The organism is [Empedobacter] haloabium (genome assembly GCA_008011715.2).
GTDB classification, from domain to species: domain Bacteria; phylum Pseudomonadota; class Gammaproteobacteria; order Burkholderiales; family Burkholderiaceae_D; genus Rugamonas; species Rugamonas haloabia.
Genome location: CP136508.1, coordinates 3517386 through 3542781, shown reverse-complemented (window position 1 = coordinate 3542781; position 25396 = coordinate 3517386). Strand labels below are relative to the sequence as shown.

The window sequence follows — 25396 nt, the reverse complement described above, 5'->3', positions numbered from 1 at the left end:
GAACACATGTCTACAGCCGACATCAAGAAAAATGCCCAGGACAAGATGGCGAAGTCGCTGGAAACGCTGAAGGCCGACCTGGCCAAGGTCCGCACGGGCCGCGCACACACGGGCATCCTGGACCACGTGACGGTCGAGTACTACGGCAACCCGACGCCGCTGAACCAGGTGGCCAACCTGACCCTGGTGGACGCCCGCACGATCGGCGTGCAGCCGTTCGAGAAGAAGATGGCGGCCGCCATCGAGAAGGCGATCCGCGAAGCCGACCTGGGCCTGAACCCGTCGTCGCAGGGCGACCAGATCCGCGTGCCGACGCCGCCGCTGACCGAAGAGCGCCGCAAGGAAATGGTCAAGCTGTGCAAGAGCGAGGCGGAAGACGCCAAGATCGCCGTGCGCAACATCCGCCGCGACGCCAACGAGCAGCTGAAGAAGCTGACCAAGGACAAGGCGATCTCGGAAGACGAGGAGCGCCGCGCCTCCGACGACGTGCAGAAGCTGACCGACAAGGCGATCGCCGACATCGACAAGATCGTCGCCGAGAAGGAAAAGGAAGTCCTGACGGTCTGACGGCCGCCACGCCGGGGACGGTTCGCTGTTTTTTAGGAAATATTTTCCGAAAACAGGGGACTGTCCCCGGTTTTTTTGTTATAAAGTCAGCTTTTGGTTGAAGCGTTTACATGAAATATTCGAGTTCGACGACTGCAGTACCGGAAGTGCCGAAAGTGCCGCGCCACGTGGCGATCATCATGGACGGCAATGGACGCTGGGCCACCAAGCGCTTCCTGCCCCGGGTCGCGGGCCACGTCAAGGGCGTCGAGGCGGTCCGTACCGTGGTCGAGGCCTGCGTGCAGCGCGGTATCGAGTACCTGACCGTGTTTGCCTTCAGTTCCGAGAACTGGCGCCGGCCGGAAGAAGAAGTATCGCTGCTGATGCGCCTGTTCGTCACCGCGCTCGAGCGCGAAGTGGCGAAGATGCACGCCAATAATATCCGCCTGAAGGTCGTGGGCGACCTGTCCCGCTTCGATGCCAAGCTGCGCGAGATGATCGCCGCGGCCGAGCGCAAGACCGCCAACAATACCCGCCTGACCGTCACCGTGTGCGCCAACTATGGCGGCCGCTGGGATATCATGCAGGCCATCGGCAAGATGGTGGCGGCCCATCCGGGCGCGGCCGACTTTTCCGAGGAGCAGCTGGCGCCGCACCTGGCGATGGCGTACGCGCCCGAGCCGGACCTGTTCATCCGCACCGGTGGCGAGGAACGCATTTCGAATTTCCTGTTGTGGCAGCTCGCCTATACCGAGCTGTATTTCACCGACACGTACTGGCCCGACTTCACCAGCGACAAGCTGGACGAGGCCATCGCGTCCTATCAGCACCGCGAGCGCCGTTTCGGCCGTACCGGTGAACAACTGGCCAAGGCCAAATAACAATATGCTGAAGACCCGGATCATTACTGCTGTCGTGCTGCTGGTCGTCGTGCTGGCGGTGCTGTTCTCCGGCTCGCTGCCGGCCGTGCAGGCATTGGTCGCGCTCGCGTTCGGCGCCGCCGTGTGGGAGGCGTTCCGGCTGTTCACCCTGCGCGCCGCGGCCGTCGTCGCCGTGTGCTGGACGGCGGCCTTCGCCTACACGTTCTTCTTCCACGACGGCCTGGCGCAGGCGCGCTTCTGGTTCCTGCTGGCCAGCGCGATCTGGCTGATGCGCTTCTTCCCGTCCCTGAAACTGGGGCTGCCGGCGCCGCAGGGCTTCGGCAACACGCTGCTCAGCATGGTGTATGCCGTCACGCTGGTGGCTTGCTTCGTGGCGATGCTGGTGCTGTTCGGCCGCTCGCCCGTCTACCTGCTGTCGGCCATGGCGATCGTATGGGTGGCCGACATCGGCGCCTACTTCGCGGGCAAAGCATTCGGCAAGCGCAAGCTGGCGCCGTCGATCTCGCCCGGTAAATCATGGGAGGGTGCGATCGGCGGCTGGATCGCCGTGCTGGTCCTGGCCAGCGCCACCATCCTGGCGGCGCCCGCCGTGCCGCTGCTGCAGGACACCTTCGCCGTGCACCTGCAGGCGCGCCTGGGCTGGGCCCTGGCGCTGCTGGCGCTGACGGTGCTGGTGATCGCCTCCGTCGTGGGCGACCTGTACGAATCGCAGCTGAAGCGCCGCGCCGGCTTCAAGGACAGCAGCAACCTGCTGCCCGGCCATGGCGGCGTGCTCGACCGCATCGACGCATTGGTGCCGGTGCTGCCGCTGGTGGCGCTGATGGGCGGCTGGCAGTAAACCATCACGCCGGCAGGCCCGCCTGCCGGCGCAACGGGGTCCGCGGTGCCGCCGCCCGGTCCCCAGCAGAGGAAACAATATGCAACGTATCACCATACTCGGCGCCACCGGTTCCATCGGCGTCTCCACCCTGGACGTCATCGCCCGCCATCCCGATCGTTATTCCGTGTATGCCCTGTCCGCGCATGGCCGCGTGCAGGAGCTGGCCGCGCAATGCGCGCAGTTCCGCCCGGCCCGCGCCGTGGTCGGCAGCGCCGCCGCGGCCGACCAGCTGGCCGCGCTGCTGCGCGCGATGAACGTGGACACCCAGGTGGAGTGGGGCGAGGCGGCGCTGTGCGCGATCGCTTGCGCCGCGGAAGTGGACGGCGTGATGGCCGCCATCGTCGGCGCCGCCGGCCTGGCGCCCACCCTGGCCGCCGCCCGCGCCGGCAAGAAGGTCATGCTGGCCAACAAGGAGGCGCTGGTCATGTCGGGCCAGCTGTTCATGGACGCGGTGCAGGACAGCGGCGCCACCCTGCTGCCGATCGACAGCGAACACAATGCCATCTTCCAGTGCCTGCCGGCCGGCTACCGGCGCGTGCCGGAAGCGGCCGGTGTCAGCAAGATCCTGCTGACCGCATCCGGCGGGCCGTTCCTGAAGCGCGCCGTCGAAACCCTCGACAGCGTGACGCCGGACGAAGCCTGCAAGCACCCGAAATGGGTCATGGGCCGCAAGATTTCCGTCGATTCGGCCACGATGATGAACAAGGGCCTGGAAGTGATCGAGGCGCACTGGCTGTTCGGCGCGCCGGCCGCGCAGATCGAGGTGGTCATCCACCCGCAATCGGTGATCCACTCGATGGTGTCGTACAACGACGGCTCCGTGCTGGCGGAGCTGGGCAATCCGGACATGCGCACGCCCATCGCGCACGCGCTGGCCTACCCGGAGCGCATCGCTTCCGGCGTGGCGCAGCTGGACCTGACGCAGGTCGGCACGCTGCAGTTCGAACAGCCGGACTTCGCCCGCTTCCCCTGCCTGGCGCTGGCGTATGACGCGCTGCGCGCCGGCGGCACCGCGCCGGCCCTGCTGAACGCGGCCAACGAAGTGGCGGTGCAGGCGTTCCTGGACGAACGCATCGGCTTCCGCCAGATCGACCGCGTGATCGCCGCCGTGATGGACGAGCTGCCGCACGGCGCCGCCTCGTCGATCGAGGCCGTGATGGCGCAGGATGGGCTGGCGCGCGCCTGCGCCGGGCGCGTGATCGCGACGATGGACCGGCCGCTGCTGGCGGCCGCCGAAGCGTAAGCCGGGCTGCTTCCCCCTGCCATGAACCTGCTGCAGACGCTCGTTGCCTTCGTCATCGCGCTGGGCACGCTGATCACGTTCCACGAACTGGGTCACTACCTGGTGGCGCGCTGGTGCGGCGTGAAAGTGCTGCGCTTCTCCGTCGGGATGGGGCGCGTGGTCTGGTCGCGCCGCTTCGGGCCCGACCAGACCGAATGGGCCATCTCCGCGCTGCCGCTGGGCGGCTACGTGAAGATGCTGGACGCGCGCGAACAGGACGTGAAAGGCCTGCCCGAGGCGGAGCTGCGCCGCGAGTTCACGCGCCAGAACGTGTGGAAGCGCATCGCCATCGTGGCCGCCGGCCCGCTCGCCAACTTCCTGCTGGCCATCGTGCTGTTCGCCGGTCTGTACATGCACGGCATCGAGGAGCCGGCCACGCGGCTGGCGCAGCCCGCGCCAGGCACGCCGGCGCAACTGGCGGGCCTCAAGCGCGACGACGTCGTCACGGCCGTCAACGGCGTGCGCGTGACCGGCTGGTCCGAGCTGCGCTGGCAGCTGGTACGCGCGGCTGTCGATGCGAAGGAGGGTGGCGACGCCCGCATCGAAGTGCGCCGGCCGTCGCGCGGCACCTTTACCTTCACGCTGCCGTCCGCCGCGCTCACCGCGCTCGACCTCGATGGCGATGTGCCGGCCACGCTGGGCCTGGCCATCGCACTGCCGCCACCGGTGCTGGGCAAGGTTGACCCGAACGGCGCCGGTGCGCGTGCCGGCCTGCGCACGGGCGACGCGATCGTCGCGCTCGAAGGCGCGCCGGTACAGGACGTGGGCGCTTTCACGCAGGCCGTGCGTGCGGCGCCAGGCCGCGCGATCGCGCTGGACGTGGTGCGCGATGGCCAGCCGCTGCGACTGACGATCACGCCGGAATCCGCGCGTGCCGACGATCCCCGTAAAGGTTCTGTAACAGTCGGTAAGATCAAGGTGGAGCTGCTGGGGCGGCCGGATATGATCGTCGTGGCCGATGGTCCCGTGCGGGCCACCGTCAAGGCGGTGCGGCGCGTATGGGATTCCTCGGTGCTGACGGTACGGATGATCGGGCGCATGCTGACAGGCGACGTCTCGTGGAAGAACGTGACGGGACCGATCACGATCGCCGACTACGCGGGCCAGAGTTCGCGCATCGGCCTGGCCAGCTACCTGTCATTCCTGGCAGTGGTCAGCATCAGCCTTGGCGTAATGAATTTGCTACCGATTCCCGTTCTGGATGGTGGCCATTTGCTGTATTATTCGCTGGAAGTTTTGACTGGGCGCCCGGTGCCGGAGCGTTTTGGGGAGATTGCACAGCGTCTGGGCGTGGGGTTGTTGGTGACCTTGATGGCGCTCGCTGTGTTCAACGACGTCGCGCGGTTGATGTGATCCGCCCGCCACGCGTGCAGTCTCGTGTTCGGGAAGCTGGTTCGGAATGTGCGCCTGCGGCGTCCATCGCGAAGCGGCTTCCATGCCATTATATTTGCCAATGAAATTCCAATCTGATCGCTTTGCCTTGCCTTCCTTTCGCCGCAGCCTGATCGGTGCCGCCGTCCTGGCCTTCTGCTCCGGCAGCGCCTCCGCCATCGCTCCTTTCGTCGTCAAGGACATCCGGGTCGAAGGCATCCAGCGTACCGAAGCGGGCACCGTGTTCAGCTACCTGCCGGTGCGCGTGGGCGAGACCTTCAGCGACGACAAGAGCGTGGCGGCGATCAAGGCACTGTACGCGACCGGCATCTTCAAGGACGTGCGCCTGGAGGCGGACGGCAACGTGCTGGTGGTGATCGTCGAGGAGCGTCCCGCGATCGCCAAGGTGGACTTCAGCGGCACGCACGAATTCGAGAAGGACATGCTGGTCAAGGCGCTGAAGGACATCGGCGTCGGCGAAGCGAAGACCTTCGACAAGGCCACCGTCGATCGCGCCGAGCAGGAACTGAAGCGCCAGTACCTGTCGCGCGGCCTGTACGGCGTGAAGATCACGACCACGGTGACGCCGATGGAGCGCAACCGCGTCAGCATCACCTTCAACGTCGACGAAGGCGAGGTCGCCCGCATCAAGCAGATCAACATCGTCGGCAACAAGGTCTTCTCGGACAAGGAGCTGCGCAAGGAACTGTCGCTGAACACGAGCGGCTGGTTCAGCTGGTACACCAAGGCCGACCAGTATTCGAAGACCAAGCTGACGGGCGACATCGAGTCGCTCAAGTCGTTCTACCTGGACCGCGGTTACATCGAGATGAACGTGGATTCCACCCAGGTGTCGATCACGCCGGACAAGAAGGACATCTACCTCACCATCAACATCACCGAAGGCGAGAAGTACACCGTCTCCGACATCAAGTTCGAAGGCGAGATGTTCGGCCGCGAGGAGGAGCTGCGCCAGCTGGTGCTGCTGAAACCCGGCCAGACCTATTCGGGCGCGCGCCTGACCGCGACCAACAAGCTGATCACCGAGCGCCTGGGCAATTTCGGCTATGCCTTCGCCAACGTCAACGCCAATCCGGAAGTGAACCGCGAGAAGCGCGAGGTGGCGTTCACGTTCATGATCGACCCGGGCAAGCGTGCCTACGTGCGCCACATGAACATCGCCGGCAACACGACCACGCGCGACGAGGTGATCCGCCGCGAATTCCGCCAGTTCGAATCGAGCTGGTACGACGCCACCAAGATCAAGCTGTCGCGCGATCGCGTCGACCGCCTGGGCTACTTCAAGGACGTGACGATCGACACGCCGGAAGCGCAGGGCACGTCCGACCAGGTCGACGTCAACCTGACGGTGGTCGAGAAGCCGACCGGCTCGTTCCAGATCGGCGGCGCGTTCTCGCAGGCCGAGAAATTCAGCCTGAACGCCTCGATCCAGCAGGCCAACTTCGCCGGCTCGGGCAACACCGTCGGCATCGACCTGAACACCAGCAAGTACAGCCGCACGATCGCGTTCTCGGAAACGAATCCGTACTTCACCGACGACGGCGTGTCGCAGAGCTATGAGGTCTACCTGCGCACCTACCGCCCGCCGGCGGTCAACATCGGTGCCTACGCGATCAAGCAGACCGGTGGCCGCGTCAGCTGGGGCGTGCCGTTCTCCGAAGTGGACACGGTGTTCTTCGGTATCGGCCTGGAACACGCCAACATCGAGACCGACCCCACGTCGCCGAGCTACTTCAAGAAATACGTGCGCGACCTGGGCGGCCCGGCCAGCGGCGAAGGCTCCGTCTCGTCGAACTCCGTGCCGCTGACGGTGGCCTGGGGCCGCGACAGCCGCGACAGCGCCGTCACGCCGACGGTGGGCCGCTACCAGCGCGCCAACCTGGAGCTGGACCTGATCGGCGACACCAAGTACTACCGCGCCATCTACGAACACCAGTGGTATCGTCCGCTGACGTCGACGATGACCCTGGCGCTGAAGGGCGAATTCGACTACGGCCACGGCATCGGCAGCAAGCCTTATCCGGTCTTCAAGAACTTCTACGCCGGCGGCATCGGCTCCGTGCGCGGCTATTACAGCTCGTCGCTGGGCTACGTCGACCCGGTCAACTTCGACGCGCTGGGCGGCTCCTCGCGCCTGATCGGCAATGCCGAACTGCAGATGCCGTTCCCCGGCCAGGGCAAGGACCGCAGCCTGCGCTGGTTCGGTTTCCTCGACGGCGGCCAGGTCTACCAGGAAGGCCAGAAGATGCGCCTGTCCGAGCTGCGCTTCTCGACGGGCCTGGGCATCAGCTGGATTTCTCCCGTGGGTCCGCTCAAGTTGAGTTATGCTAAGCCCTTGAACGCCAAACCGGGCGATCGCCTGGAACGCTTCCAGTTCCAGATGGGCACGGGCTTCTGACGCGCAATCGTTCGTTATAGGAGAAACATGTTGAAGACTGCATCCGCTACGCTGGGCAAGTTCGTTGCCGCTTCGGCGCTGGGCTGCTTTGCGTTGGGCGCATACGCTCCCGCGCAGGCGCAGTCCTCCCGCATCGCGTGGTTGAGCCCCGAGCGCATCTACAATGAATCGAAGCTGGCCACGCTGGCGACGAAGAAACTGCAGGAAGAGTTCGCCAAGCGCGAGCAGACCGTCAAGGACCTGGCGCAGCGCCTGAAGGACGCTTCCGACAAGCTGGAAAAAGACCTGCCGACGCTCGCCGAGGGCGAGCGCACCAAGCGCCAGCGCGAGGTGGTGGAACTGGACAAGGAATTCCAGCGCCGCCAGCGCGAGTTCCGCGAGGACGTCAACCAGCGCAGCAACGAGGAACGGGCCCTGATCGCCGAGAAGGCGACGCGCATCATCAAGCGCCTGGCGGAAACCGAAGGCTATGACATCGTGCTGCAGGACGCCGTCTGGGCCAACCCCCGCATCGACATCACCAAGAAGGTGCTGGAAGAGCTGGACAAGGATAAATAATCAGATTGGATCACCCGATGGGCCTTCGACTAGGAGAACTGGTCGAACGCTTGGGCGGACAGTTGATCGGCGACCCGAACACGCAGGTGTCCGGGATCGCGCCATTGACGGACGCCGGCGTTTCACACATCAGCTTTCTCACCAACAGCAAGTTTCGCGCGCAGGCCGGGCAGAGCCGGGCAGCCGCGCTGATCGTATCTCCCAACGACGACGCGCTCATCGCCCAGACGTACCAGGGCGCGCGCATCGTCACGCCCAATCCGTACGCCTATTTCGCGCATGCGGCGCAGTGGTTCGAGTCGTTGACGGCCATCGTGCCGGCGCCGGGCATCCACCCGAGCGCCGTGGTGGACGCGACGGCGGCCATCGACCCGACGGCCCACATCGGCGCCAATGTGACGGTCGAGGCGGGGGCGCGGATCGGCGCCAACGCCGTCATCGACGCCGGCTGCTACGTCGGCCGTGACGCCGTGATCGGCGCCGGCACCCACTTCTTCGCCAACGTGACGTTCCATGCGCGCTGCGTGATCGGCGCGCGCGGCATCATCCATTCCGGCGCCGTGATCGGCACCGACGGCTTCGGCTTCGCCAACGAGGGCGGCGTCTACGTGCGCATTCCGCAGACCGGCCGCGTGGTCATCGGCGACGACGTCGACATCGGCGCCTCCACCACGATCGACCGCGGCGCGCTGGCCGATACCGTCATCGAGGATGGCGTCAAGCTGGACAACCAGATCCAGATCGGCCACAACTGCCATATCGGCGCGCACACGGCGATGGCCGGCTGCGTCGGCGTGGCGGGCAGCGCGAAGATCGGCAAGTACTGCACCTTCGGCGGCGCCGCGATGGTGCTGGGCCACCTGACGATCGCCGACAAGGTGCACGTCTCGTCCGGCAGCCTGGTATCGCGCTCGATCCTGGAGCCGGGCCAGTATACGGGCTTCTATCCGCTGGCGAAGAACAGCGAGTGGGAGAAGTCGGCCGCCATCGTGCGCAATCTCGCCGGCATGCGCGAGAAGATCCGGGCGCTGGAACAAACCATTAAAACGATAACGAATCAAAACGAGAAACACGACGAATCATGACGACTGCAGACAACAAGACGCTCGACATCAACCAGATCAAGGCCCTGCTGCCGCACCGCTATCCGATGCTGCTGGTGGACCGGGTGCTGACCTGGGAAGCGAACAAGACGATCACCGCGATCAAGAACGTGACCGCCAACGAGGAATTCTTCAACGGCCACTTCCCGCACAAGCCGGTGATGCCGGGCGTGCTGATGATCGAGGCGATGGCGCAGACGGCCGCGCTGCTGTCGTTCCTGTCGACCAACGTGAAGCCGGACGAGAACTCGGTGGTGTATTTCGTCGGCATCGACAACACCCGCTTCAAGCGCCCGGTGGGGCCTGGCGACCAGCTGAAGATGGATGTCGAGATCCTGCGTACCTCGCGCGGCATCTGGAAGTACAAGGCCGTGGGCAGCGTGGACGGCCAGGTGGCCGTCGAGGCGGACCTGATGTGCACCATCCGTAACACGGTCGAAGCGTAACGCACGGCGGAGGCAGGCATGGCTACCATCCATCCAAGCGCGATCGTCGACCCGAAGGCGCAGCTGGGCGAAGGCGTCGAGATCGGCGCCTACTCGATCGTCGGTCCCGACGTGGTCATCGGCGACCGTACCTGGGTCGGGCCGCACGTCGTCATCGAAGGCCATACGACGATCGGTTGCGACAACAAGTTCTTCCAGTTCTCCTCGATCGGCGCGCCGCCGCAGGACAAGAAGTGGCAGGGCGAACCGACCCGCCTGGAAGTGGGCGACCGCAACACGATTCGCGAGTTCTGCACGTTCAACCTGGGCACGGTGCAGGACAAGGGCGTGACGAAGCTGGGCAACGACAACTGGATCTCGGCCTACGTCCACCTGGCGCACGACTGCGTGGTCGGCAACAACACGATCTTCTCGAACAACGCGCAGATGGCGGGTCACGTGGAGATCGGCGACTGGGTCATCATGAGCGGCTACGCCAACGTGCACCAGTTCTGCAAGATCGGCGCCCACGCCTTCGTCGGCATGAGCACCAGCCTGACCCAGGACGTGCCGCCGTTCGTGCTGTTGAACGGTAACCCGGCGCAGGCGCACGGCATCAATATCGAGGGCCTGAAGCGGCGCGGCTTCACGCGCGAGCAGATCAACGCGCTGCGCGCCGCGTACAAGACCCTGTACCGCTCCGGCCTGACGCTGGAAGAGGCCAAGGCTGCGCTGCTGGAGCAGGAGCAGGCCACGCCGGACGCGGCCGAACACCTGCGCGCATTCCGCACCTTCCTCGATACCGCGACCCGTGGCATCGTCCGCTGACAGCGTCGGCTCGGTCGCCCTGGTGGCGGGCGAGCCGTCCGGCGACCTGCTGGCGGGGCGCCTGCTGTCCGGCCTGCGCCGGCACCTGCCGCGCACGCGCTTCCACGGTATCGGCGGACCGCAGATGATCGCCCAGGGCTTCGAATCGCACTGGCCGATGGAAACGATGACGGTGCGCGGGCTGTTCGAGATCATCCCGCGCTACCGCGAACTGAAAGGCATCCAGAACGCGCTGCGCGACCGCCTGATCGCCGAGCGCCCGGCCGTGTTCATCGGCGCCGACTACCCGGGTTTCAACCTGGGCCTGGAAGCGCAGCTGAAGGACGCCGGCATCCCGACGATGCATTACATCGGGCCGCAGATCTGGGCCTGGCGCGGTGGCCGCATCAAGAAGATCGTCCGCTCCGTCTCGCACATGCTGGTGGTATTTCCGTTCGAGCAGGCGATCTACGAAAAGGCCGGCGTGCCGGTCACCTACGTCGGCCATCCGCTGGCGGAAGTGATTCCGCTGGCGCCCGACACGGCGGCGGCGCGCCGCGCGCTGGGCCTGCCGGAGGACGCCAACGTGGTCACCCTGATGCCGGGCAGCCGGATGGGGGAACTGAAGTACAACACCGTCGCGTTCGTGGGAGCACTGAAGCTGCTGCTGCAGCGCGACCGCTCGCTGCGCTTCGTGGCGCCGATGGCGGGGGAAAGGCAGAAGCAGTATTTCCTCGAGCTGGTGGCGCAGGCGGGCCTGCAGGACGTGCCGGTGCAGCTGCTGGACGGCCAGAGCCACACGGCCATCTGCGCGGCCGACGCGGTGCTGGTGGCATCCGGCACCGCGTCGCTGGAAGTGGCGCTGTTCAAGAAGCCGATGGTGATCGCGTATAAAATGATGCGGGCATCGTGGGAAATCATGCGCCACATGGGTTACCAGCCGTGGATCGGCATGCCCAACATCCTGGCGCGCGAGTTCCTGGTGCCGGAGCTGCTGCAGCACCATGCCAGCGCCGAGGCGCTGGCCGAGGCGATGTGGCGGCAGCTGACGGACGTGCCGCACCGGCTGGCCCTGGTGCAGCGCTTCACGGACATGCACCACAGCCTGCTGCGCAACAGCGCGGACGAGAGCGCGGCGGCGGTAATGAAAGTAATCGAAGCAAACCGAAACCGATGAATACCATGCAGACCGGCCTGTTCGACGACTTGCCGTACTCCCTCGACGAGATCATCTGCGGCGTGGATGAAGCCGGACGCGGCCCGCTGGCCGGGCCGGTGTACGCGGCCGCCGTCATCCTGCACCGCGAGCGCCCCATCGACGGCCTGCGCGACTCGAAGAAGCTGACGGAGGCGCGGCGCGAGGAGCTGGCGCCGCTGATCAAGCGCGATTGCGTGGCCTGGGCGATTGCCAAGGCCTCCGAGGCGGAAATCGACAAGCTGAACATCCTGCAGGCTTCGCTCCTGGCGATGAAGCGCGCCGTGCATGCGCTCGAGACGATCCCCACCCTGGCCCTGATCGACGGCAACAAGTGCCCGGTGATGCGTATCCAGACGATCGCCATCGTCGACGGCGACGACAAGATCGAATCGATCTCCGCCGCCTCGATCCTGGCCAAGACGGCGCGCGACGAGGCACTGCGCAAGCTGCATAAAAAATACCCGCAATACGGCTTCGACCAGCACAAGGGCTACGGCACCGCGCAGCACCTGGAAGCCCTGCGCACGCATGGCGTGTCGCCGGTGCACCGGCGCTCGTTCGCGCCCGTGCGCGAGCTGATCGAGCTGGCGTTCTGAAGAAAAGCCGAACTTGAAGACCATCACCTCGCGCGACAACGCGCAATACAAGGACCTGAAGCACCTGGCCACCAGCTCGCAGGCGCGCCGCAAGGCCGGCCGCACGCTGCTCGACGGGGTGCACCTGTGCGAAACGTGGCTGCAGCTGCGCGGCCATCCCGAGCAGTGCATCGTCAGCGAAACCGCGCTGCACAACCCCGAAGTCGCCGCCATCGTGGCGGGCCTGGAAGCCGAGCACGCGCACGTGCTGTGCTTCCCGGATGCGCTGTACGCGGCGCTGAGCCAGGTCGAGCATGGCGTCGGCATCATGTTCCTGGTCGAGACGCCGCAGCGCGCCACGCCGGCGGCGCTGTCCGTCAACGCGGTGCTGCTCGATAACGTGCAGGACCCCGGCAACGTCGGCTCGATCCTGCGCAGCGCGGCCGCCGCCGGCATCCGCGAAGTCTACTGCAGTGCCGGCACGGCCTTCTGCTGGTCCCCCAAGGTGCTGCGCGCCGCGATGGGGGCGCACTTCGTGCTGGACATCTTCGAAAACGTCGAGCTCGCGCCCCTGCTGGACGGTGCGCCGATCGCCACCCTGGCCACCAGCGGCTACGCGCGCCAGCGCCTGTACGACGTCGACCTGAAACAGCCGGTTGCCTGGGTCTTCGGCCACGAGGGGCAGGGCGTGTCGGACCAGCTGCTGAACCTGGCGCGCCACCAGGTCGTCATCCCGCACCTGGGCCAGGTCGAATCGCTCAACGTGGCCGCGTGTGCGGCGGTATGCTTTTTCGAGCAAGTCAGGCAGAATCTCGACTGAAGCCCGCCACTGTAGAGGGGGCACACAACACGGGAGCGTCGATGGACATCGCACAGCTGCAGTTTCTCGTCGCCGAAGCCGAACCGGTACAGCGCGAGCTGCTGGCCGGCCTGCTGCGCAGCCTCGGCGCGCAGCACATCCACACGGTGCCGGACGGCCACGCCGCGCTGCTGGCCGTGCAGGGCGCCGCGCCGCCGATCGACATCGCCGTCATCGACCTGGCGCTGCCGGGCATGGACGGCCTGGAGCTGATCCGCCGGCTGGCCGAGGAAAAATGCCGCGCCGGCCTGATCGTCGTCGGCGCGCAAAGCGGCGACATCCTGTTTTCCGTCGAGACGATGGCGCTGGCCTATGGTGTCGACCTGCTGGGCACGTCGGCCAAGCCGGCCACGGTCGGCCGGCTGGAAAAGCTGATCGCCCACTACACGCCGCCCGGCACGCCGGTGCCGGAGCCGGCACATCCTGCGTTCACGTTCGCGGAAGTCGGCAAGGGCCTGCAGGCGCGCGAATTCGATCCGTTCTTCCAGCCGAAGATCGAACTGGAGACCGGCCAGCTGAAGGGCCTGGAGATGTTCGCGCGCTGGCGCCACCCGCAGCACGGCGTGCTGGGGCCTTCCGCCTTCGTGCCCGTGCTGGAGGCGAACGGGCGGATCGACTTCCTCGACTGGAGCATGATCGAGAAGTCCGTGGCGGCCTGCCGCACCCTGCACGACCAGGGCATCCCGATCTCGTTTTCCGTCAACGTGGCGCCCAGCACCCTGTCCCACCCACAGTTCGTGGGCCAGATCACGGCCTGCCTGGAGCGGCACCGCATCCTGCCGGGCTATATCACGTTCGAGATCACGGAATCGACGGTGCTGCAGCACGACCCGCACCTGCTGGAGCGGCTGCTGCGGCTGCGCATGATGGGCTTCAGCCTGGCGATCGACGACTACGGCACGGGGCGCTCCAACCTGCAGCTGCTGGCCAGCATTCCGTTCTCGGAACTGAAGATCGACCGCAGCTTCGTCGACGGCGCATCCAGGAAGCGCGCGCTCGGCACGGTGTTGAAATCGTACCTGGGCCTGGCGCGCAGCCTGGACCGGCGCTCCTGCGCTGTCGGCGTCGAGACCAAGCAGGACTGGGATTTCCTGCAGGGCCTGGGCTGCACCTACGCGCAGGGCTACTACATCGCCAGCCCGATGGCCGTCGAGGATGTGCCGGCCTGGCTGGCCGAGTGGCGTGAATTCTTTTAACCCGGAACCACAAGCCGGGGTCAGACCCGGCGGGTGTTTGGGCGGGAGACATAGGTAACACTTGTCGGGAGACATAGGTAACACCTTTTATGATCATTGCACAGCAACTAACAGGAGCGTGCAATGCCTTGGAAGGAGTCCACCACTATGTCGTCCCGACTCGAGTTTGTCATGCTCGCCCAAGCTCCGGAAGCTAACATCGCTGCCCTCTGCCGGGCGTTCCAAATCAGCCGGAAGACTGCATACAAATGGCTCGATCGATATGCCAACCATGGTGCGGAGGGGCTGTTCGAGCAATCGCGTAGACCCCACTCATCGCCTGCAAGCTCGTCGGATGAACTAGAGCTGCAGGTGCTAGCGCTGCATTTGGAGAATCCATGCTGGGGCTCACGCAAGCTGCGTGAGCTCTTGCCCGAGCATCTGCCACGCCCCCACCACAGCACTGTTGACGCGATCTTAAAGCGCCATGGCTGCCAGGTTATTGGGGCGCCGGTTAAACAGGATTTGGCCTCGACACGCTTCGAGCATGACCTACCGAACTCGCTTTGGCAGATGGACTTCAAAGGACATTTCGGGCTGACCACAGAGGCCGCAGGGCGATGCCATGCGCTGACCATCCTTGATGACCATTCCCGCTATAGCGTCTGCCTTACCGCTTGTTCTAACGAGCGATTCAGCTCTGTCCAGGCAGGGATGCAAGCGACGTTTGAGCGCTACGGGCTGCCTGATCGAATTACTGCTGACAACGGTCCACCTTGGGGAAGTACTGGTCTCAAAGGGCTGACAAAGCTCAAGGTGTGGCTCATTCGACTCGGTATCCGCATCAGCCATAGCCGTCCGTATCATCCGCAAACGCAAGGTAAAGATGAGCGCTTCCATCGTACTCTAAAGCTAGAGCTGCTTGATCGTCGCGGCTTCGGTTCGATTGCTCAGTGCCAGTTGGCCTTCGATGAGTGGCGTGACAAATACAACATGCTTCGCCCCCACCACGCTTTAGGCATGAAGCCGCCGATCACACGGTATGAGCGCAGCGGACGCGAACTGCCCAGTGTCTTGCGGCCCATCGAGTACCTATCCAGCGATATTGTGAGAAAGGTCGATGCGAAGGGCTACATCTCGTATGCCAATCAACGCCACTACATCGGAGAGGGCATGCAGGGACAGCCGGTCGCGATCAGGCCCGATCCTGACAACGACGGCCTTCTTGAGGTCCGGTTCTGCCATCACAAAGTAATGGAGCTGGACCTCAAGGCCGTGACGTAAAATGCAATTTCATGTGTAACCCATGTCTCCCGACATGTGTTACCTATGTGTCCCGGCTATACACCCGGCGGGTCTGACCCCAGGTGTCGGGGTTGGGTGGAATGTGGCCTGTGGCGCGCCAGCGGTCATGCTAGTGTTAGCGGCTTGGTCTATCCGATCTAGTCGAACTTCCCACCCCGCAGCAGCGCAATCCCGCCGCCGATCACGATGGCCGCCAGCAGCACGCTGACACCCCCGTAGGCGATGAATTCGTGCACGATGCGCCACGGATGCTCGTCCCACGAGATGCAGTGGCGCGCCGGGCACGTGCTGCCCGTGGTGGCGATGCGCCAGACCTTGCCGCCGATGTGATACAGGCCCCAGCAGGCGAAGGGATAGACGAGCAGCAGGCCAAGGATGCCCAGCCCGTCGTCGCCACCGCTGCCCTGTTGGCCCTGCGGCGCTGGATTGCCAGCCTGTCCCTGCGCGCGCTGGCGGCGCCTTCTCGTGCGTTTTCCCATCGGCGGGAGCTTAGCACGGCGCGGGGCGGCGAAATTGCGCGAATTGTCACATGCCTGGCGCCGGCACTTCCGGAATCGGCATGCGCAGGCTGACGTTGAACATGTTCCAGCCGCGGATCACGGCGATCGCGTAGCCCAGTTCGGCGATCTCGTTGTCGCTGAAGTGCTCCTTCAACTGGGCGAAGTCGGCGTCCGTCGGCTCGCGTTGCGGGATGGCGTTGACGGCTTCGGCCCAGTTCAGCGCGGCCCGTTCGCGCGCGCTGAAGAAGGGCGACTCGCGCCAGGCCGGCACGCTGTTCAGGTGGCGCGGGTCGCGGCCTTCCTTGACCAGGGCGCGCCAGTGCATGTCGATGCAGACGCCGCAGCCGTTGATCTGCGAGACCCGCAGGAACACCAGCTCGGCCAGTTGCAGGCCCAGCGAGCTTTCCTTGACGGAGTTCGAGAGCGCGAGCATCGCGCGGAAGTTGGCGGGGGCGTGCTGGTAGAAGTTGAGGCGGGCGGCTTGCGTCATGATGGTTCCTTTCGGTGTGGCGGCGGGCGCACCCTGCGCCCGCCATACCGATTAGACGTTGGCGCCGCGCGCCGTGTGACAGCGCCGCGCGAAAATCGTCAGGCCAGCGCGGCGATGCCGGCCAACTTGTCCGGATTGCGCACGACATAGACGGCGACGATCTTGCCGCCGTCGACGATGAACGACTGGGCCGATTCGATGGTGCCGTCGACGTAGCGCAGCAGGCCCGCCTCGCCGTTGATGCGCGCCATGCGGTAGGTGACGGCACCGGGGTACTGGTCCTGCACCCACCAGTACAGCCCCGCGATGCGGGCCGCGCCGCGCAGGATGCGGCCGAACGAGGGCACCTTGCCGCCGCCGTCCGAGACGAACTGCACGTCGCTGGCGAGGAAGGTCTTCATCGCGGCGCGATCGCCCGTGGCGGCGGCCTGCATGAAGCCCGTCAGGACTTCCCGGTGGACGTCGCGCGAGACGGCGAAGCGGGGCTGTTCCTGCCGTACCCGCTCTTGCGCGCGGTGGACCAGCTGGCGGCACGCGGCCTCGCTCTTGCCGAGCGTCGCGGCCAGGTCGGCGTAGTCCTGCTCGAACACCTGGCGCATCAGGAAGGCGGCGCGCTCCTCCGGCGCCAGGCGCTCCAGCACCCACAGCATGGCGACGGACACGTCGCTGGCCAGTTCGGCGGCGCGTTCCGGGGTGCGCTCATCCAGCTCGACCAGCGGTTCGGGCAGCCACCAGCCGATATAGGCCTCGCGCTCGCTCTGGCGCGTGCGCAGCCGGTCGATCGCCAGACGCGTGGTGGTGGTCACGAGCCAGGCCTCGGCCGACTGCACGGCGGCCTGGTCGCTGCCGTGCCAGCGCAGCCAGGCGTCCTGCACGACGTCCTCGGCGTCGGCGCGGGTGCCCAGCATGCGGTAGGCGATGGCGAACAAGCGCGGGCGCAGGGCGGCAAAAGTGGTGTCGTTCACGGAGCTCTCCAGGATGGTCATGCGGCTAAGACGGACGAGCCGGCGCGATTGTGACAGCGGTTTCCTGTGGCAAAGGTGTTGGCAGGCCGTCGCGTTCGTCTCTACATTCTCGGGCGGAGCATACCAACATTCAATCACTTCACACGGAGGTATCGATGGACGATGCAATCAAGCCGTCGCGGCGCCGCTTTGTCGGCGCGATGGCGACCGGCCTGGCGGCGGGCACGGCCGCCACCGGCGCGCTGGCCCAGCAGGGCGCTTCTGGTAGCGGTAACGCCGGCGCGCGCAAGCCACTGCCGAACCACCCCAAACCGCCGTTCCCGAAACAGCAGCAACCCTGGCCGGGCCTGGCCGGCAAGATGACGCCACGCCCCGATCACGGCGAGACCAGCTACCAGGGCAGCGGCCGCCTGAACGGGCGCAAGGCGCTGGTGACCGGCGGCGATTCGGGCATCGGCCGCGCCGCCGCGATCGCCTATGCACGCGAGGGCGCGGACGTGGCGCTGAGCTACCTGCCGGCCGAGGAGCCTGATGCGCGCGAGGTGGCCGAGCTGATCCGCGCCGCCGGCCGCAAGGCCGTGCTGCTGCCGGGCGACATCCGCGAAGAGGCGTTCTGCAGAAAGCTGGTCGAGGACGCGGCACGCCAGCTGGGCGGCCTCGACATCCTGGTCAGCAACGCGGCCCGGCAGCAGTCGGTGGATTCGATCCTGGACCTGACGACGGCGCAGTTCGACTGGACGATGAAGACCAACCTGTACGCCAATTTCTGGATCTGCAAGGCGGCGGTGGGCCTGATGAAGCCGGGCAGCGCGATCATCGTGACGGCCTCGGTGCAGGCCTACGATCCGTCGCCGAACCTGCTGGACTACGCGCAGACCAAGGCGGCCCAGGTGGCGTTCACCAAGGCGCTGGCGCAACAGGTGGCCGACAAGGGCATCCGTGTCAACGCGGTGGCGCCAGGGCCGATCTGGACACCGCTGCAGGTGACGGGCGGGCAGAAGCCGGAAGCGCTGGAGAAATTCGGCGCCGACACGCCGATGAAGCGCCCGGGCCAGCCGGCCGAGCTGGCGAGTGCCTACGTCACGCTGGCGGCCGACGATGCCAGTTATACGACGGGGCAGGTTTACGGCGTGGCGGGCGGCAAGGGCAACCCCTGAGCCCGGCGGGGCGGCGGCGCTTTACTGATGAGTTTGTGGATGTCATACTGACATTTCACTTTGCAAATTTTCAGGAAAATTCATGCGCAAACTCCCAGGCCTGATGCTGGCCGCCGCCTGTGTCGTCAGCCAGCCTGCGCTGGCTCGCACCATGAACGTCGATTTCAACACGACTCCCGGCGCGGATGGCAAGTTTGGCACCGGAGACGATGCCTCGATGCCGGCGCAGTCCTACCCTGGCTGGATCCGTGAGGAACTGGCGCCAGCGGGCATTCATTTCACCGACGGCAATATGGTGCGCAGTGCATTCTTCGACGGTAACGCAAGGAACGTGTTCCTGTCCGCACCCACGTTCGGCGCGTACTTCGACAGGCCGGTGTATGGCGTCAGCGTCGATACCTTCGCCAAATGGGGCGCCACGCTGACGGGCTTCGATGTCGCCGGCAACGTCGTGGCGACCGACAGCTTCGTCAACGATGAGCAGCAGTACGCCTATGCCGTGCTGGCACTGTCCGGCCGCGCCGCGATCTACCGCATCGCGGTGCACGCCGACCATCCGGACCATATCCTGAACCTGGACAATATGGTGCTGACCGTCGCGCCCGTGCCGGAACCGGCGCAATACGCGCTGTTCGGGATCGGTCTGGCCGCGCTGGGCATCGCGGCGCGCCGCCGCAACAAGAAGCTTGCCTGAGCCCGAGGCAAGCGGTACAGCCAGGTTCGTGTCCCACTTCGGTGACTGACCCCGAGGTGGGACACGGGCTGGGCCGTGGCGCCCCGGCTCAGCGCTTGATGCGCCCGAACGCCTCGCCCTTCTTCCACGTCGGCATGGTTGCCGCGTTCGCCACCGCATAGCCCAGGTTCAGTGTGAACTGGGCCTGCTGCACCATGCCGGACAGGTCCCACTCCGGCCGGTACTCGTCCGTCACCTGGTGATAATCCTTCTTGAAGCCGACCATCTTGGCGCTTGCCGCCGTGTGATCGTGCTCGAATTCGAAGTGGCCGTCACCCGAGAAAACGGCCGAGCCGACATTGAAGGCAGGCACGCCGGCCTTGGCGAAGATGAAATGATCGGCGCGGAAGTACGCGCCCGACAGGTCGGGGATCGACGGGGCCAGCTTCAGCCCCATTTTTTTGGCGACCTGCGCGGACGTGTCGTACAGGCTGCTGCGCTCGGCCCCTGCCACGCCGATGTCCCTGGTGCGGCCGGCGAAGTTCATGCTGTCCAGGTTCAGGTCCGCCGCCGTCTGCGCCAGCGGCACGACCGGATCGGCCACGTAGGCGGCCGCGCCCAGCAGGCCTTGTTCCTCCGCGGCCGGCCACAGGAACACCTGGGTACGCTTGGCCGGCCGCTTCACCGCTTCCGCCGCCATCGCCAGCAGCGCCGCCGCGCCGGAGGCGTTGTCGATGGCACCGTTGTAGATGTGGTCCTTGCCATCGGGTGCGACCTCGTCGACGCCCAGGTGGTCCCAGTGCGCCGAGTAGACCACGGCCTGCTGCTTCAGTTTCGCGTCGGTGCCGGGCACGACGCCCACCACGTTGAACTGCTCGACCTGCCGGATTGTCGAGTGCAGCTCGACGTGCGATGCGATCTTCAGGTCGATGGGGCGGAACTCGCGCCGCTCGGCCTGCGCGCGCAGCACGTCCAGGTCGAAGCCGGCGGCCAGGAACAGCTCGCGCGCCATGTCCTCGTGCAGCCAGCCTTCGATCGGGTTGCCTGCGCCCTTCAGGTGGAAGCGCTCGTGCGAGAAGCCGTTGGCGGGCACGCTCCACGGGTAGGAGCTTGACGCCGTCGTGTGGATCAGCAGCGCGCCGGCGGCGCCACGGCGCACGGCTTCCTCGAACTTGTACAGCCAGCGGCCGTAGTAGGTATAGGCCTTGCCGGCAAAGCGGTGCGGTTCCTCGCTGGTCGGCTGCGGGTCATTGACCATCATGACGAGGATCTTGCCCTTGACGTCCACGCCCTTGTAGTCGTCCCAGTTCTCCTCGTCGGCCTTGACGCCGTAGCCGACGAACAGCAGTGGCGCATCGAACGACAGGCTGGCCTTGCCGCTGCCGGTGCCGAACACGATGTCTTTGCCGACGATCGGTTGGATGCGCGAGGCGCCGGCGCGGAAGGTCACGCTGCTGGAAGGCAGCAGCTTGCTGCCTTCGAACCTGACCGACTGCCGGTAGCCGCCGCTGGGCATGGGCTTCAGGCCGATCACCTGGGCCTGGGTCTCCAGGTAGCGCACCGCCAGGTCGCCGCCACGCTGGCCGGTGCCGCGGCCTTCCAGCAGGTCGTCGGCCAGGAAGGCGAGGTGGCCCCGCAGCGCGTGTTCGGCGACGGTGGGGGCTTGCTGGGCAAGAGCGGCGCCGCTGAAGAGCAGCGCGCTTGTGGCGAGGGTGGTCAGGCGCATCGAAGAAGGCATCGGGTCATTCCTGTGAATTGCAGAGATGGAAATCTTACCCGATCCGGCCCCGCGTTAGGGACCGTGAGGCCGCGCGATGCAACGCAATGACGCGCTGCGAAATCCGCGCAGACCGTGGTTTTTTGGTGTAGCCTTTTCATGGATAAGGTAAAGCTTTCGACGCGGCCGCCTGTGTTGCGGGCGGCCTGGTCTGCTGGAATGACCGACCATGAGGAGTGCATCATGACGAGCATGCTTTCCAAGGCGTCCCGTGCCAGGCGCTTGCGCAGTGCCAGCAAGCCGGCGCGCAACGGCCAGGAGGTGCGCGAGCGGATCGTGGCGGCGCTGAACAACCCGCGCTTTCGCATGCGCACCTTGCAAGGCATTGCACAGGAGGCCAGGCTGAGCACCAGCACGGTGGTGCAGGCCATGCATACCGATGCCGCGCTGGCCAACACGATCAAGCTGGTGCCCATCCGCACGCAGGACGGTCGGCTCCTGGTCACCACGAAAGACCGCTTCGCCAACGAAGCTACCTGGACCGAGCGGTTCGTGGACTTCTTCGCGACACGCCGGCCGCAGCTGCCCGATGTGGCCTGATGCCGGCCCGTGGAGCGCGTTGCCGGCGAATGCGCACCTGATTGCGATTTCGGTGTTCGGTGGCTATGTGCTGTTCGGGCTGAAGCTGGCCGAGCATTTCATGCGCGCCGCCGCCGACAAGATGCCGCTGCGGCGTGACGTGGTTTGCTTCTCGGCCCTGTTTGTCGTGCTGCCGGTGCTGGGCGGCAGTATGACAGCGATCTACCTGATGAATGGCGACAAACTCAGCCCCATCCTGGCACTGCAGGTCGGCCTGACATCGCCGGCGATCGTGCAAAGCCTGATCATTGCCGCCGCGCATTCTGTTTCGAAGAACAGCGCCCCGGCCGCGTACTCAGGCCAGTAGGCCGCGTCAATACTCGCGCCGGTTCGGCTTGATTTCCTGCAGGATCGTCGTCGAGATCTCCTCGATCGACTTGGTGGTCGACGACAACCAGCGGATGCCCTCGCGTTTCATCATCATCTCCGCCTCGTTGACCTCGTAGCGGCAGTTCTCCAGCGACGCATACTTGCTGCCGGCGCGGCGTTCGTTGCGGATCTCCGTCAGGCGCTCGGGCGTGATGGTCAGGCCGAAGATCTTCGGCTTGTAGTCGTACAGCGCCGAGGGCAGGCGGCCGCGCTCGAAATCGTCCGGGATCAGCGGATAGTTGGCGGCCTTGATGCCGTACTGCATGGCCAGGTACAGCGACGTCGGCGTCTTGCCCGAGCGCGACACGCCGACCAGGATCACGTCGGCCTCCGCCAGGTTCTTGTGCGACTGGCCGTCGTCGTGCGCCAGCGAGAAGTTGATGGCCTCGATGCGGTTCTTGTACTCCTCGCTGTCGACGATATTGTGCGAGCGGCCGATGGTGTGCGTGGACTTGACGCCCAGCTCCTGCTCGAGCGGCGCCACGAAGGTCTGGAACAGGTCCATGTGCATGCCGTTGCACTGGCGGATGATGCTCGACAGCTCGGCCTGCACCAGGGTGCTGAAGATGATCGGGCGCTGGCCGTCCGCCGCCGCCATCTCGTTGATCTTGCGGGCCGCGTCGCGCGCCTTGTCCACGGTGTCGATGAAGGGCAGGCGAATCTGGCGGAAGCGCAGCTCGAACTGGGTCAGCACGGAGTGGCCGAACGTCTCGGCGGTGATGCCGGTACCGTCGGACACGAAGAAGACGGTGCGGGCCGCCACGGGACGTTGCTCAGATGTCATGAAGAGTGTCTTTTGATTGTGAATCGTCAATTTCCGCCGCAGGCTGTAAAATGTCCGGCAACAGTTGGATTGTGCTGCACGGCCTTCAGAATAACAAGACATGCCGGCATGCCTGCAAGAGGAATAAAGACCCCCGACTTCGGACCGCGGCACGAACGCCGGCCCCGTGCGCGCCCATCGGCAGCGCCAGGGTGGCGGGACACGGTGCGGCGTGGACGGGGGCAAGGTTTCTAAACAGTAAGGGTGTCATTATGACCAACATGTCTAACGCAGTACTGAAGGAGCCGGGCCTGGCGCAGGGCGAGAACGCGGTGTACGTCGCCGCGTTCGAGGACCTGCGCATGACGGACGTCGAGTCCGTCGGCGGCAAGAACGCTTCGCTGGGCGAGATGATCAGCCAGCTGGCCGAAGCCGGCGTCAGCGTGCCGGGCGGCTTCGCCACCACGGCCCAGGCCTTCCGCGACTTCCTCAATCACAGCATCGACGGCGGCAAGCCGCTGGCCGAGCGCATCGCCGACCGCCTGGCCGACCTGAACGTGGACGACGTCCGTTCGCTGGCGCAGGCCGGCGCCGAGATCCGCCAGTGGATCATCGACACGCCGTTCCAGCCGCGCCTGGAGCAGGACATCCGTGCCTTCTACGACAAGCTGGTGGCAGCATCCGATGCCGAGATGTCGTTCGCCGTGCGTTCCTCCGCCACCGCGGAAGACCTGCCGGACGCCTCGTTCGCGGGCCAGCAGGAGACCTTCCTGAACGTGGTCGGCATCGACAACGTGCTGGACGCGATGAAGCACGTGTTCGCGTCGCTGTACAACGACCGAGCCATCTCCTACCGCGTGCACAAGGGCTTCACGCACGCCGAAGTGGCCCTGTCGGCCGGCGTGCAGCGCATGGTGCGTTCCGACCTGGGCGCCGCCGGCGTCATGTTCACGATCGACACCGAGTCCGGCTTCAAGGATGTGGTCTTCATCACTTCCAGCTACGGCCTGGGCGAGACGGTGGTGCAGGGCGCGGTCAATCCGGACGAGTTCTACGTCCACAAGCCGATGCTCGAACAAGGCAAGTCGCCCGTCATCCGCCGCAATATCGGCTCGAAGCTGATCAAGATGGAGTTCACCAGCGAGGCCAAGGCCGGCCGCTCCGTGAAGACCGTCGACGTGCCGATCGAGCTGCGCAACCGCTATTCGCTGACCGATGCCGAAGTGGTCGAGCTGGCGAAATACGCCGTCATCATCGAGCGCCACTATGGCCGCCCGATGGACATCGAGTGGGGCAAGGACGGCCGCGACGGCAAGCTGTTCATCCTGCAGGCGCGCCCGGAAACGGTCAAGTCGCAGCAGAAGGCCACCGACGCGCAGCAGCGCTTCAAGCTGAAATCCACCGGCACCGTGCTGGCATCGGGCCGCGCGATCGGCCAGAAGATCGGCGCCGGTCCCGTGCGCGTGATCCACGACCCGTCGGAGATGGAGCGCGTGCAGCCGGGCGACGTGCTGGTGGCCGACATGACCGATCCGAACTGGGAACCGGTCATGAAGCGCGCCTCCGCGATCGTCACCAACCGCGGCGGCCGCACCTGCCACGCGGCCATCATCGCCCGTGAGCTGGGCGTGCCGGCCGTGGTCGGCTGCGGCGACGCGACCGAGGTGCTGAAGGACGGCACCTTCGTCACCGTTTCGTGCGCCGAAGGCGACGAAGGCAAGATCTACGACGGCCTGCTGGAAACGGAGATCTCGGAAGTGGCGCGCGGCGAGCTGCCCAAGCTGCCGACCAAGATCATGCTCAACGTGGGCAATCCGCAGCTGGCCTTCGACTTCCAGCAGGTGCCGAACGCCGGCGTGGGCCTGGCCCGCCTGGAGTTCATCATCAACAACAACATCGGCGTGCACCCGAAGGCGATCCTGGAATACCCGAACATCGACCCGGACCTGAAGAAGGCGGTGGAGTCGGTGGCGCGCGGCCATGCCTCGCCGAAGGCGTTCTACGTCGACAAGCTGGCCGAAGGCGTGGCGACGATTGCCGCCGCGTTCTGGCCGAAGCCCGTCATCGTGCGCCTGTCCGACTTCAAGTCGAACGAGTACAAGAAGCTGATCGGCGGTTCGCGCTACGAGCCGGACGAGGAAAACCCGATGCTGGGCTTCCGCGGCGCGGCACGCTACATCGCCGAGGACTTCGCCGAGTCGTTCAACATGGAATGCCAGGCCATGAAGCGCGTGCGCGAGGACATGGGCCTGACCAACGTCGAACTGATGGTGCCGTTCGTGCGCACGATCGGCCAGGCGAAAAAAGTCGTCGAGCTGCTGGCAAAGAACGGCCTGAAGCGCGGCGAGAACGGCCTGCGCCTGATCATGATGTGCGAGATCCCGTCCAACGCGGTGCTGGCCGACCAGTTCCTGGAGTACTTCGACGGCTTCTCGATCGGCTCGAACGATCTGACCCAGCTGACCCTGGGCCTGGACCGCGACTCCGGCATGGAACTGCTGGCGGCCGACTTCGACGAGCGCGATCCGGCCGTGAAGGCACTGCTGTCGATGGCGATCTCCGCCTGCAGGAAGCAAGGCAAATACATCGGCATCTGCGGCCAGGGCCCATCCGACCACCCCGACCTGGCCGAGTGGCTGATGGAGCAGGGCATCGAGTCGATGTCGCTGAACCCTGACTCGGTGGTCGACACCTGGCAGAAGCTGGCGGCCCTGCAGAAGTAAACCCTACCCAACAGTA

The 25396-nt window shown here is 65.7% G+C and carries 25 protein-coding genes; 20 read left to right on the top strand and 5 right to left on the bottom strand.

From position 1 onward, the window contains the following. Window positions 1-6: 6 nt before the first annotated feature. The 15 genes from frr (at window position 7) to E7V67_015345 (ending at window position 15363) form a co-directional block, all read left to right on the top strand. Window positions 7-567 carry a ribosome recycling factor gene (gene frr, locus E7V67_015415; GenBank protein WUR11107.1) on the top strand — a complete coding sequence of 187 codons (561 nt, stop codon included), beginning with the start codon at window positions 7-9 and terminating at the stop codon, window positions 565-567. 110 nt (window positions 568-677) lie between these two features. Continuing rightward, window positions 678-1427 carry a polyprenyl diphosphate synthase gene (uppS, locus tag E7V67_015410; protein WUR11106.1) on the top strand — a complete coding sequence of 250 codons (750 nt, stop codon included), beginning with the start codon at window positions 678-680 and terminating at the stop codon, window positions 1425-1427. Window positions 1428-1431: 4 nt separating this feature from the next. Then, window positions 1432-2265, top strand: a complete 834-nt coding sequence (locus E7V67_015405) for a phosphatidate cytidylyltransferase (protein ID WUR11105.1) — start codon at window positions 1432-1434, stop codon at window positions 2263-2265. Window positions 2266-2344: 79 nt separating this feature from the next. Continuing rightward, window positions 2345-3550, top strand: coding sequence for a 1-deoxy-D-xylulose-5-phosphate reductoisomerase (gene ispC, locus E7V67_015400; protein ID WUR11104.1), 1206 nt, complete (start codon window positions 2345-2347; stop codon window positions 3548-3550). A 21-nt stretch (window positions 3551-3571) separates the two neighbouring features. Next, the gene (gene rseP / locus E7V67_015395) at window positions 3572-4942 is read left to right on the top strand and encodes an RIP metalloprotease RseP (protein ID WUR11103.1); all 1371 of its coding nucleotides are present in this window, start codon (window positions 3572-3574) and stop codon (window positions 4940-4942) included. A gap of 100 nt (window positions 4943-5042) precedes the next feature. Further along, entirely contained in the window at window positions 5043-7379 is a 2337-nt protein-coding gene (gene bamA / locus E7V67_015390) for an outer membrane protein assembly factor BamA (GenBank protein WUR11102.1), read from the top strand. 27 nt (window positions 7380-7406) lie between these two features. After that, window positions 7407-7937, top strand: coding sequence for an OmpH family outer membrane protein (locus E7V67_015385; GenBank protein WUR11101.1), 531 nt, complete (start codon window positions 7407-7409; stop codon window positions 7935-7937). 17 nt (window positions 7938-7954) lie between these two features. Continuing rightward, window positions 7955-9022, top strand: a complete 1068-nt coding sequence (gene lpxD / locus E7V67_015380) for a UDP-3-O-(3-hydroxymyristoyl)glucosamine N-acyltransferase (protein ID WUR11100.1) — start codon at window positions 7955-7957, stop codon at window positions 9020-9022. After that, window positions 9019-9486 (top strand): 3-hydroxyacyl-ACP dehydratase FabZ, encoded by a 468-nt coding sequence (gene fabZ / locus E7V67_015375; GenBank protein ID WUR11099.1) that lies wholly within the window; start codon window positions 9019-9021, stop codon window positions 9484-9486. The genes lpxD and fabZ overlap by 4 nt, the downstream gene beginning before the upstream one ends. 18 nt (window positions 9487-9504) lie before the next feature. Further along, window positions 9505-10293: an acyl-ACP--UDP-N-acetylglucosamine O-acyltransferase gene (gene lpxA, locus E7V67_015370; protein ID WUR11098.1), complete on the top strand. Its 789-nt coding sequence runs from the start codon at window positions 9505-9507 to the stop codon at window positions 10291-10293. Next, entirely contained in the window at window positions 10277-11449 is a 1173-nt protein-coding gene (gene lpxB, locus E7V67_015365) for a lipid-A-disaccharide synthase (GenBank protein ID WUR11097.1), read from the top strand. Before lpxA ends, lpxB begins: the two co-directional genes overlap by 17 nt. Continuing rightward, window positions 11446-12066: a ribonuclease HII gene (rnhB, locus tag E7V67_015360; GenBank protein WUR11096.1), complete on the top strand. Its 621-nt coding sequence runs from the start codon at window positions 11446-11448 to the stop codon at window positions 12064-12066. Before lpxB ends, rnhB begins: the two co-directional genes overlap by 4 nt. A 13-nt stretch (window positions 12067-12079) precedes the next feature. Next, on the top strand, window positions 12080-12865 hold the full coding sequence (locus tag E7V67_015355; protein WUR11095.1) for an RNA methyltransferase: 786 nt from the start codon (window positions 12080-12082) through the stop codon (window positions 12863-12865). A 41-nt stretch (window positions 12866-12906) separates the two neighbouring features. After that, on the top strand, window positions 12907-14100 hold the full coding sequence (locus tag E7V67_015350; protein ID WUR11094.1) for an EAL domain-containing response regulator: 1194 nt from the start codon (window positions 12907-12909) through the stop codon (window positions 14098-14100). A 123-nt stretch (window positions 14101-14223) separates the two neighbouring features. Continuing rightward, on the top strand, window positions 14224-15363 hold the full coding sequence (locus E7V67_015345; protein WUR11093.1) for an IS481 family transposase: 1140 nt from the start codon (window positions 14224-14226) through the stop codon (window positions 15361-15363). A gap of 158 nt (window positions 15364-15521) precedes the next feature. Here the strand turns inward: E7V67_015345 and E7V67_015340 are convergent, their stop codons facing one another. The 3 genes from E7V67_015340 to E7V67_015330 all read right to left on the bottom strand — a co-directional run bounded on the left by E7V67_015340 (window position 15522) and on the right by E7V67_015330 (window position 17360). Next, a complete protein-coding gene (locus E7V67_015340) occupies window positions 15522-15863 on the bottom strand; it encodes a hypothetical protein (protein ID WUR11092.1) in 342 nt (113 codons plus the stop codon). A 46-nt stretch (window positions 15864-15909) separates the two neighbouring features. Next, entirely contained in the window at window positions 15910-16374 is a 465-nt protein-coding gene (locus E7V67_015335) for a carboxymuconolactone decarboxylase family protein (protein WUR11091.1), read from the bottom strand. A gap of 98 nt (window positions 16375-16472) precedes the next feature. Next, on the bottom strand, window positions 16473-17360 hold the full coding sequence (locus tag E7V67_015330; protein ID WUR11090.1) for an RNA polymerase sigma-70 factor: 888 nt from the start codon (window positions 17358-17360) through the stop codon (window positions 16473-16475). 134 nt (window positions 17361-17494) lie between these two features. Here E7V67_015330 and E7V67_015325 point away from each other — a divergent pair, with 134 nt between their 5' ends. Continuing rightward, complete coding sequence (locus tag E7V67_015325; protein WUR11089.1) at window positions 17495-18496, top strand: SDR family oxidoreductase; 1002 nt, start codon at window positions 17495-17497, stop codon at window positions 18494-18496. An 82-nt stretch (window positions 18497-18578) separates the two neighbouring features. Then, on the top strand, window positions 18579-19190 hold the full coding sequence (locus tag E7V67_015320; GenBank protein WUR11088.1) for a PEP-CTERM sorting domain-containing protein: 612 nt from the start codon (window positions 18579-18581) through the stop codon (window positions 19188-19190). A gap of 88 nt (window positions 19191-19278) precedes the next feature. On the opposite strand, the gene E7V67_015315 is transcribed toward E7V67_015320, so the two are convergent. After that, complete coding sequence (locus tag E7V67_015315) at window positions 19279-20895, bottom strand: M28 family peptidase (GenBank protein ID WUR16291.1); 1617 nt, start codon at window positions 20893-20895, stop codon at window positions 19279-19281. Between the two features lie 234 nt (window positions 20896-21129). Here E7V67_015315 and E7V67_015310 point away from each other — a divergent pair, with 234 nt between their 5' ends. Beyond that, window positions 21130-21486, top strand: coding sequence for a hypothetical protein (locus E7V67_015310; protein WUR11087.1), 357 nt, complete (start codon window positions 21130-21132; stop codon window positions 21484-21486). A gap of 19 nt (window positions 21487-21505) precedes the next feature. Then, the gene (locus E7V67_015305; protein WUR11086.1) at window positions 21506-21832 is read left to right on the top strand and encodes a hypothetical protein; all 327 of its coding nucleotides are present in this window, start codon (window positions 21506-21508) and stop codon (window positions 21830-21832) included. A 6-nt stretch (window positions 21833-21838) separates the two neighbouring features. Here the strand turns inward: E7V67_015305 and E7V67_015300 are convergent, their stop codons facing one another. Further along, window positions 21839-22678 (bottom strand): pyruvate, water dikinase regulatory protein, encoded by an 840-nt coding sequence (locus tag E7V67_015300; GenBank protein WUR11085.1) that lies wholly within the window; start codon window positions 22676-22678, stop codon window positions 21839-21841. A 260-nt stretch (window positions 22679-22938) separates the two neighbouring features. Here E7V67_015300 and ppsA point away from each other — a divergent pair, with 260 nt between their 5' ends. Next, window positions 22939-25380, top strand: a complete 2442-nt coding sequence (ppsA, locus tag E7V67_015295; GenBank protein WUR11084.1) for a phosphoenolpyruvate synthase — start codon at window positions 22939-22941, stop codon at window positions 25378-25380. The last annotated feature ends 16 nt before the right edge of the window (window positions 25381-25396 follow it).

Excerpts from the sequence above, each read along its gene's own strand:
- E7V67_015330 (WUR11090.1), bottom strand. The coding sequence starts at position 17,360 with ATGACCATCCTGGAGAGCTCCGTGAACGACACCACTTTTGCCGCCCTG.
- lpxD (WUR11100.1), top strand. The coding sequence starts at position 7,955 with ATGGGCCTTCGACTAGGAGAACTGGTCGAACGCTTGGGCGGACAGTTG.
- E7V67_015310 (WUR11087.1), top strand. The coding sequence starts at position 21,130 with ATGACGAGCATGCTTTCCAAGGCGTCCCGTGCCAGGCGCTTGCGCAGT.
- E7V67_015350 (WUR11094.1), top strand. The coding sequence starts at position 12,907 with ATGGACATCGCACAGCTGCAGTTTCTCGTCGCCGAAGCCGAACCGGTA.
- ppsA (WUR11084.1), top strand. The coding sequence starts at position 22,939 with ATGTCTAACGCAGTACTGAAGGAGCCGGGCCTGGCGCAGGGCGAGAAC.
- E7V67_015300 (WUR11085.1), bottom strand. The coding sequence starts at position 22,678 with ATGACATCTGAGCAACGTCCCGTGGCGGCCCGCACCGTCTTCTTCGTG.
- rseP (WUR11103.1), top strand. The coding sequence starts at position 3,572 with ATGAACCTGCTGCAGACGCTCGTTGCCTTCGTCATCGCGCTGGGCACG.
- E7V67_015335 (WUR11091.1), bottom strand. The coding sequence starts at position 16,374 with ATGACGCAAGCCGCCCGCCTCAACTTCTACCAGCACGCCCCCGCCAAC.
- E7V67_015405 (WUR11105.1), top strand. The coding sequence starts at position 1,432 with ATGCTGAAGACCCGGATCATTACTGCTGTCGTGCTGCTGGTCGTCGTG.
- E7V67_015340 (WUR11092.1), bottom strand. The coding sequence starts at position 15,863 with ATGGGAAAACGCACGAGAAGGCGCCGCCAGCGCGCGCAGGGACAGGCT.
- fabZ (WUR11099.1), top strand. The coding sequence starts at position 9,019 with ATGACGACTGCAGACAACAAGACGCTCGACATCAACCAGATCAAGGCC.
- E7V67_015385 (WUR11101.1), top strand. The coding sequence starts at position 7,407 with ATGTTGAAGACTGCATCCGCTACGCTGGGCAAGTTCGTTGCCGCTTCG.
- rnhB (WUR11096.1), top strand. The coding sequence starts at position 11,446 with ATGAATACCATGCAGACCGGCCTGTTCGACGACTTGCCGTACTCCCTC.
- E7V67_015320 (WUR11088.1), top strand. The coding sequence starts at position 18,579 with ATGCGCAAACTCCCAGGCCTGATGCTGGCCGCCGCCTGTGTCGTCAGC.
- E7V67_015345 (WUR11093.1), top strand. The coding sequence starts at position 14,224 with ATGCCTTGGAAGGAGTCCACCACTATGTCGTCCCGACTCGAGTTTGTC.
- uppS (WUR11106.1), top strand. The coding sequence starts at position 678 with ATGAAATATTCGAGTTCGACGACTGCAGTACCGGAAGTGCCGAAAGTG.
- E7V67_015325 (WUR11089.1), top strand. The coding sequence starts at position 17,495 with ATGGACGATGCAATCAAGCCGTCGCGGCGCCGCTTTGTCGGCGCGATG.
- bamA (WUR11102.1), top strand. The coding sequence starts at position 5,043 with ATGAAATTCCAATCTGATCGCTTTGCCTTGCCTTCCTTTCGCCGCAGC.
- frr (WUR11107.1), top strand. The coding sequence starts at position 7 with ATGTCTACAGCCGACATCAAGAAAAATGCCCAGGACAAGATGGCGAAG.
- E7V67_015315 (WUR16291.1), bottom strand. The coding sequence starts at position 20,895 with ATGCGCCTGACCACCCTCGCCACAAGCGCGCTGCTCTTCAGCGGCGCC.
- ispC (WUR11104.1), top strand. The coding sequence starts at position 2,345 with ATGCAACGTATCACCATACTCGGCGCCACCGGTTCCATCGGCGTCTCC.
- lpxA (WUR11098.1), top strand. The coding sequence starts at position 9,505 with ATGGCTACCATCCATCCAAGCGCGATCGTCGACCCGAAGGCGCAGCTG.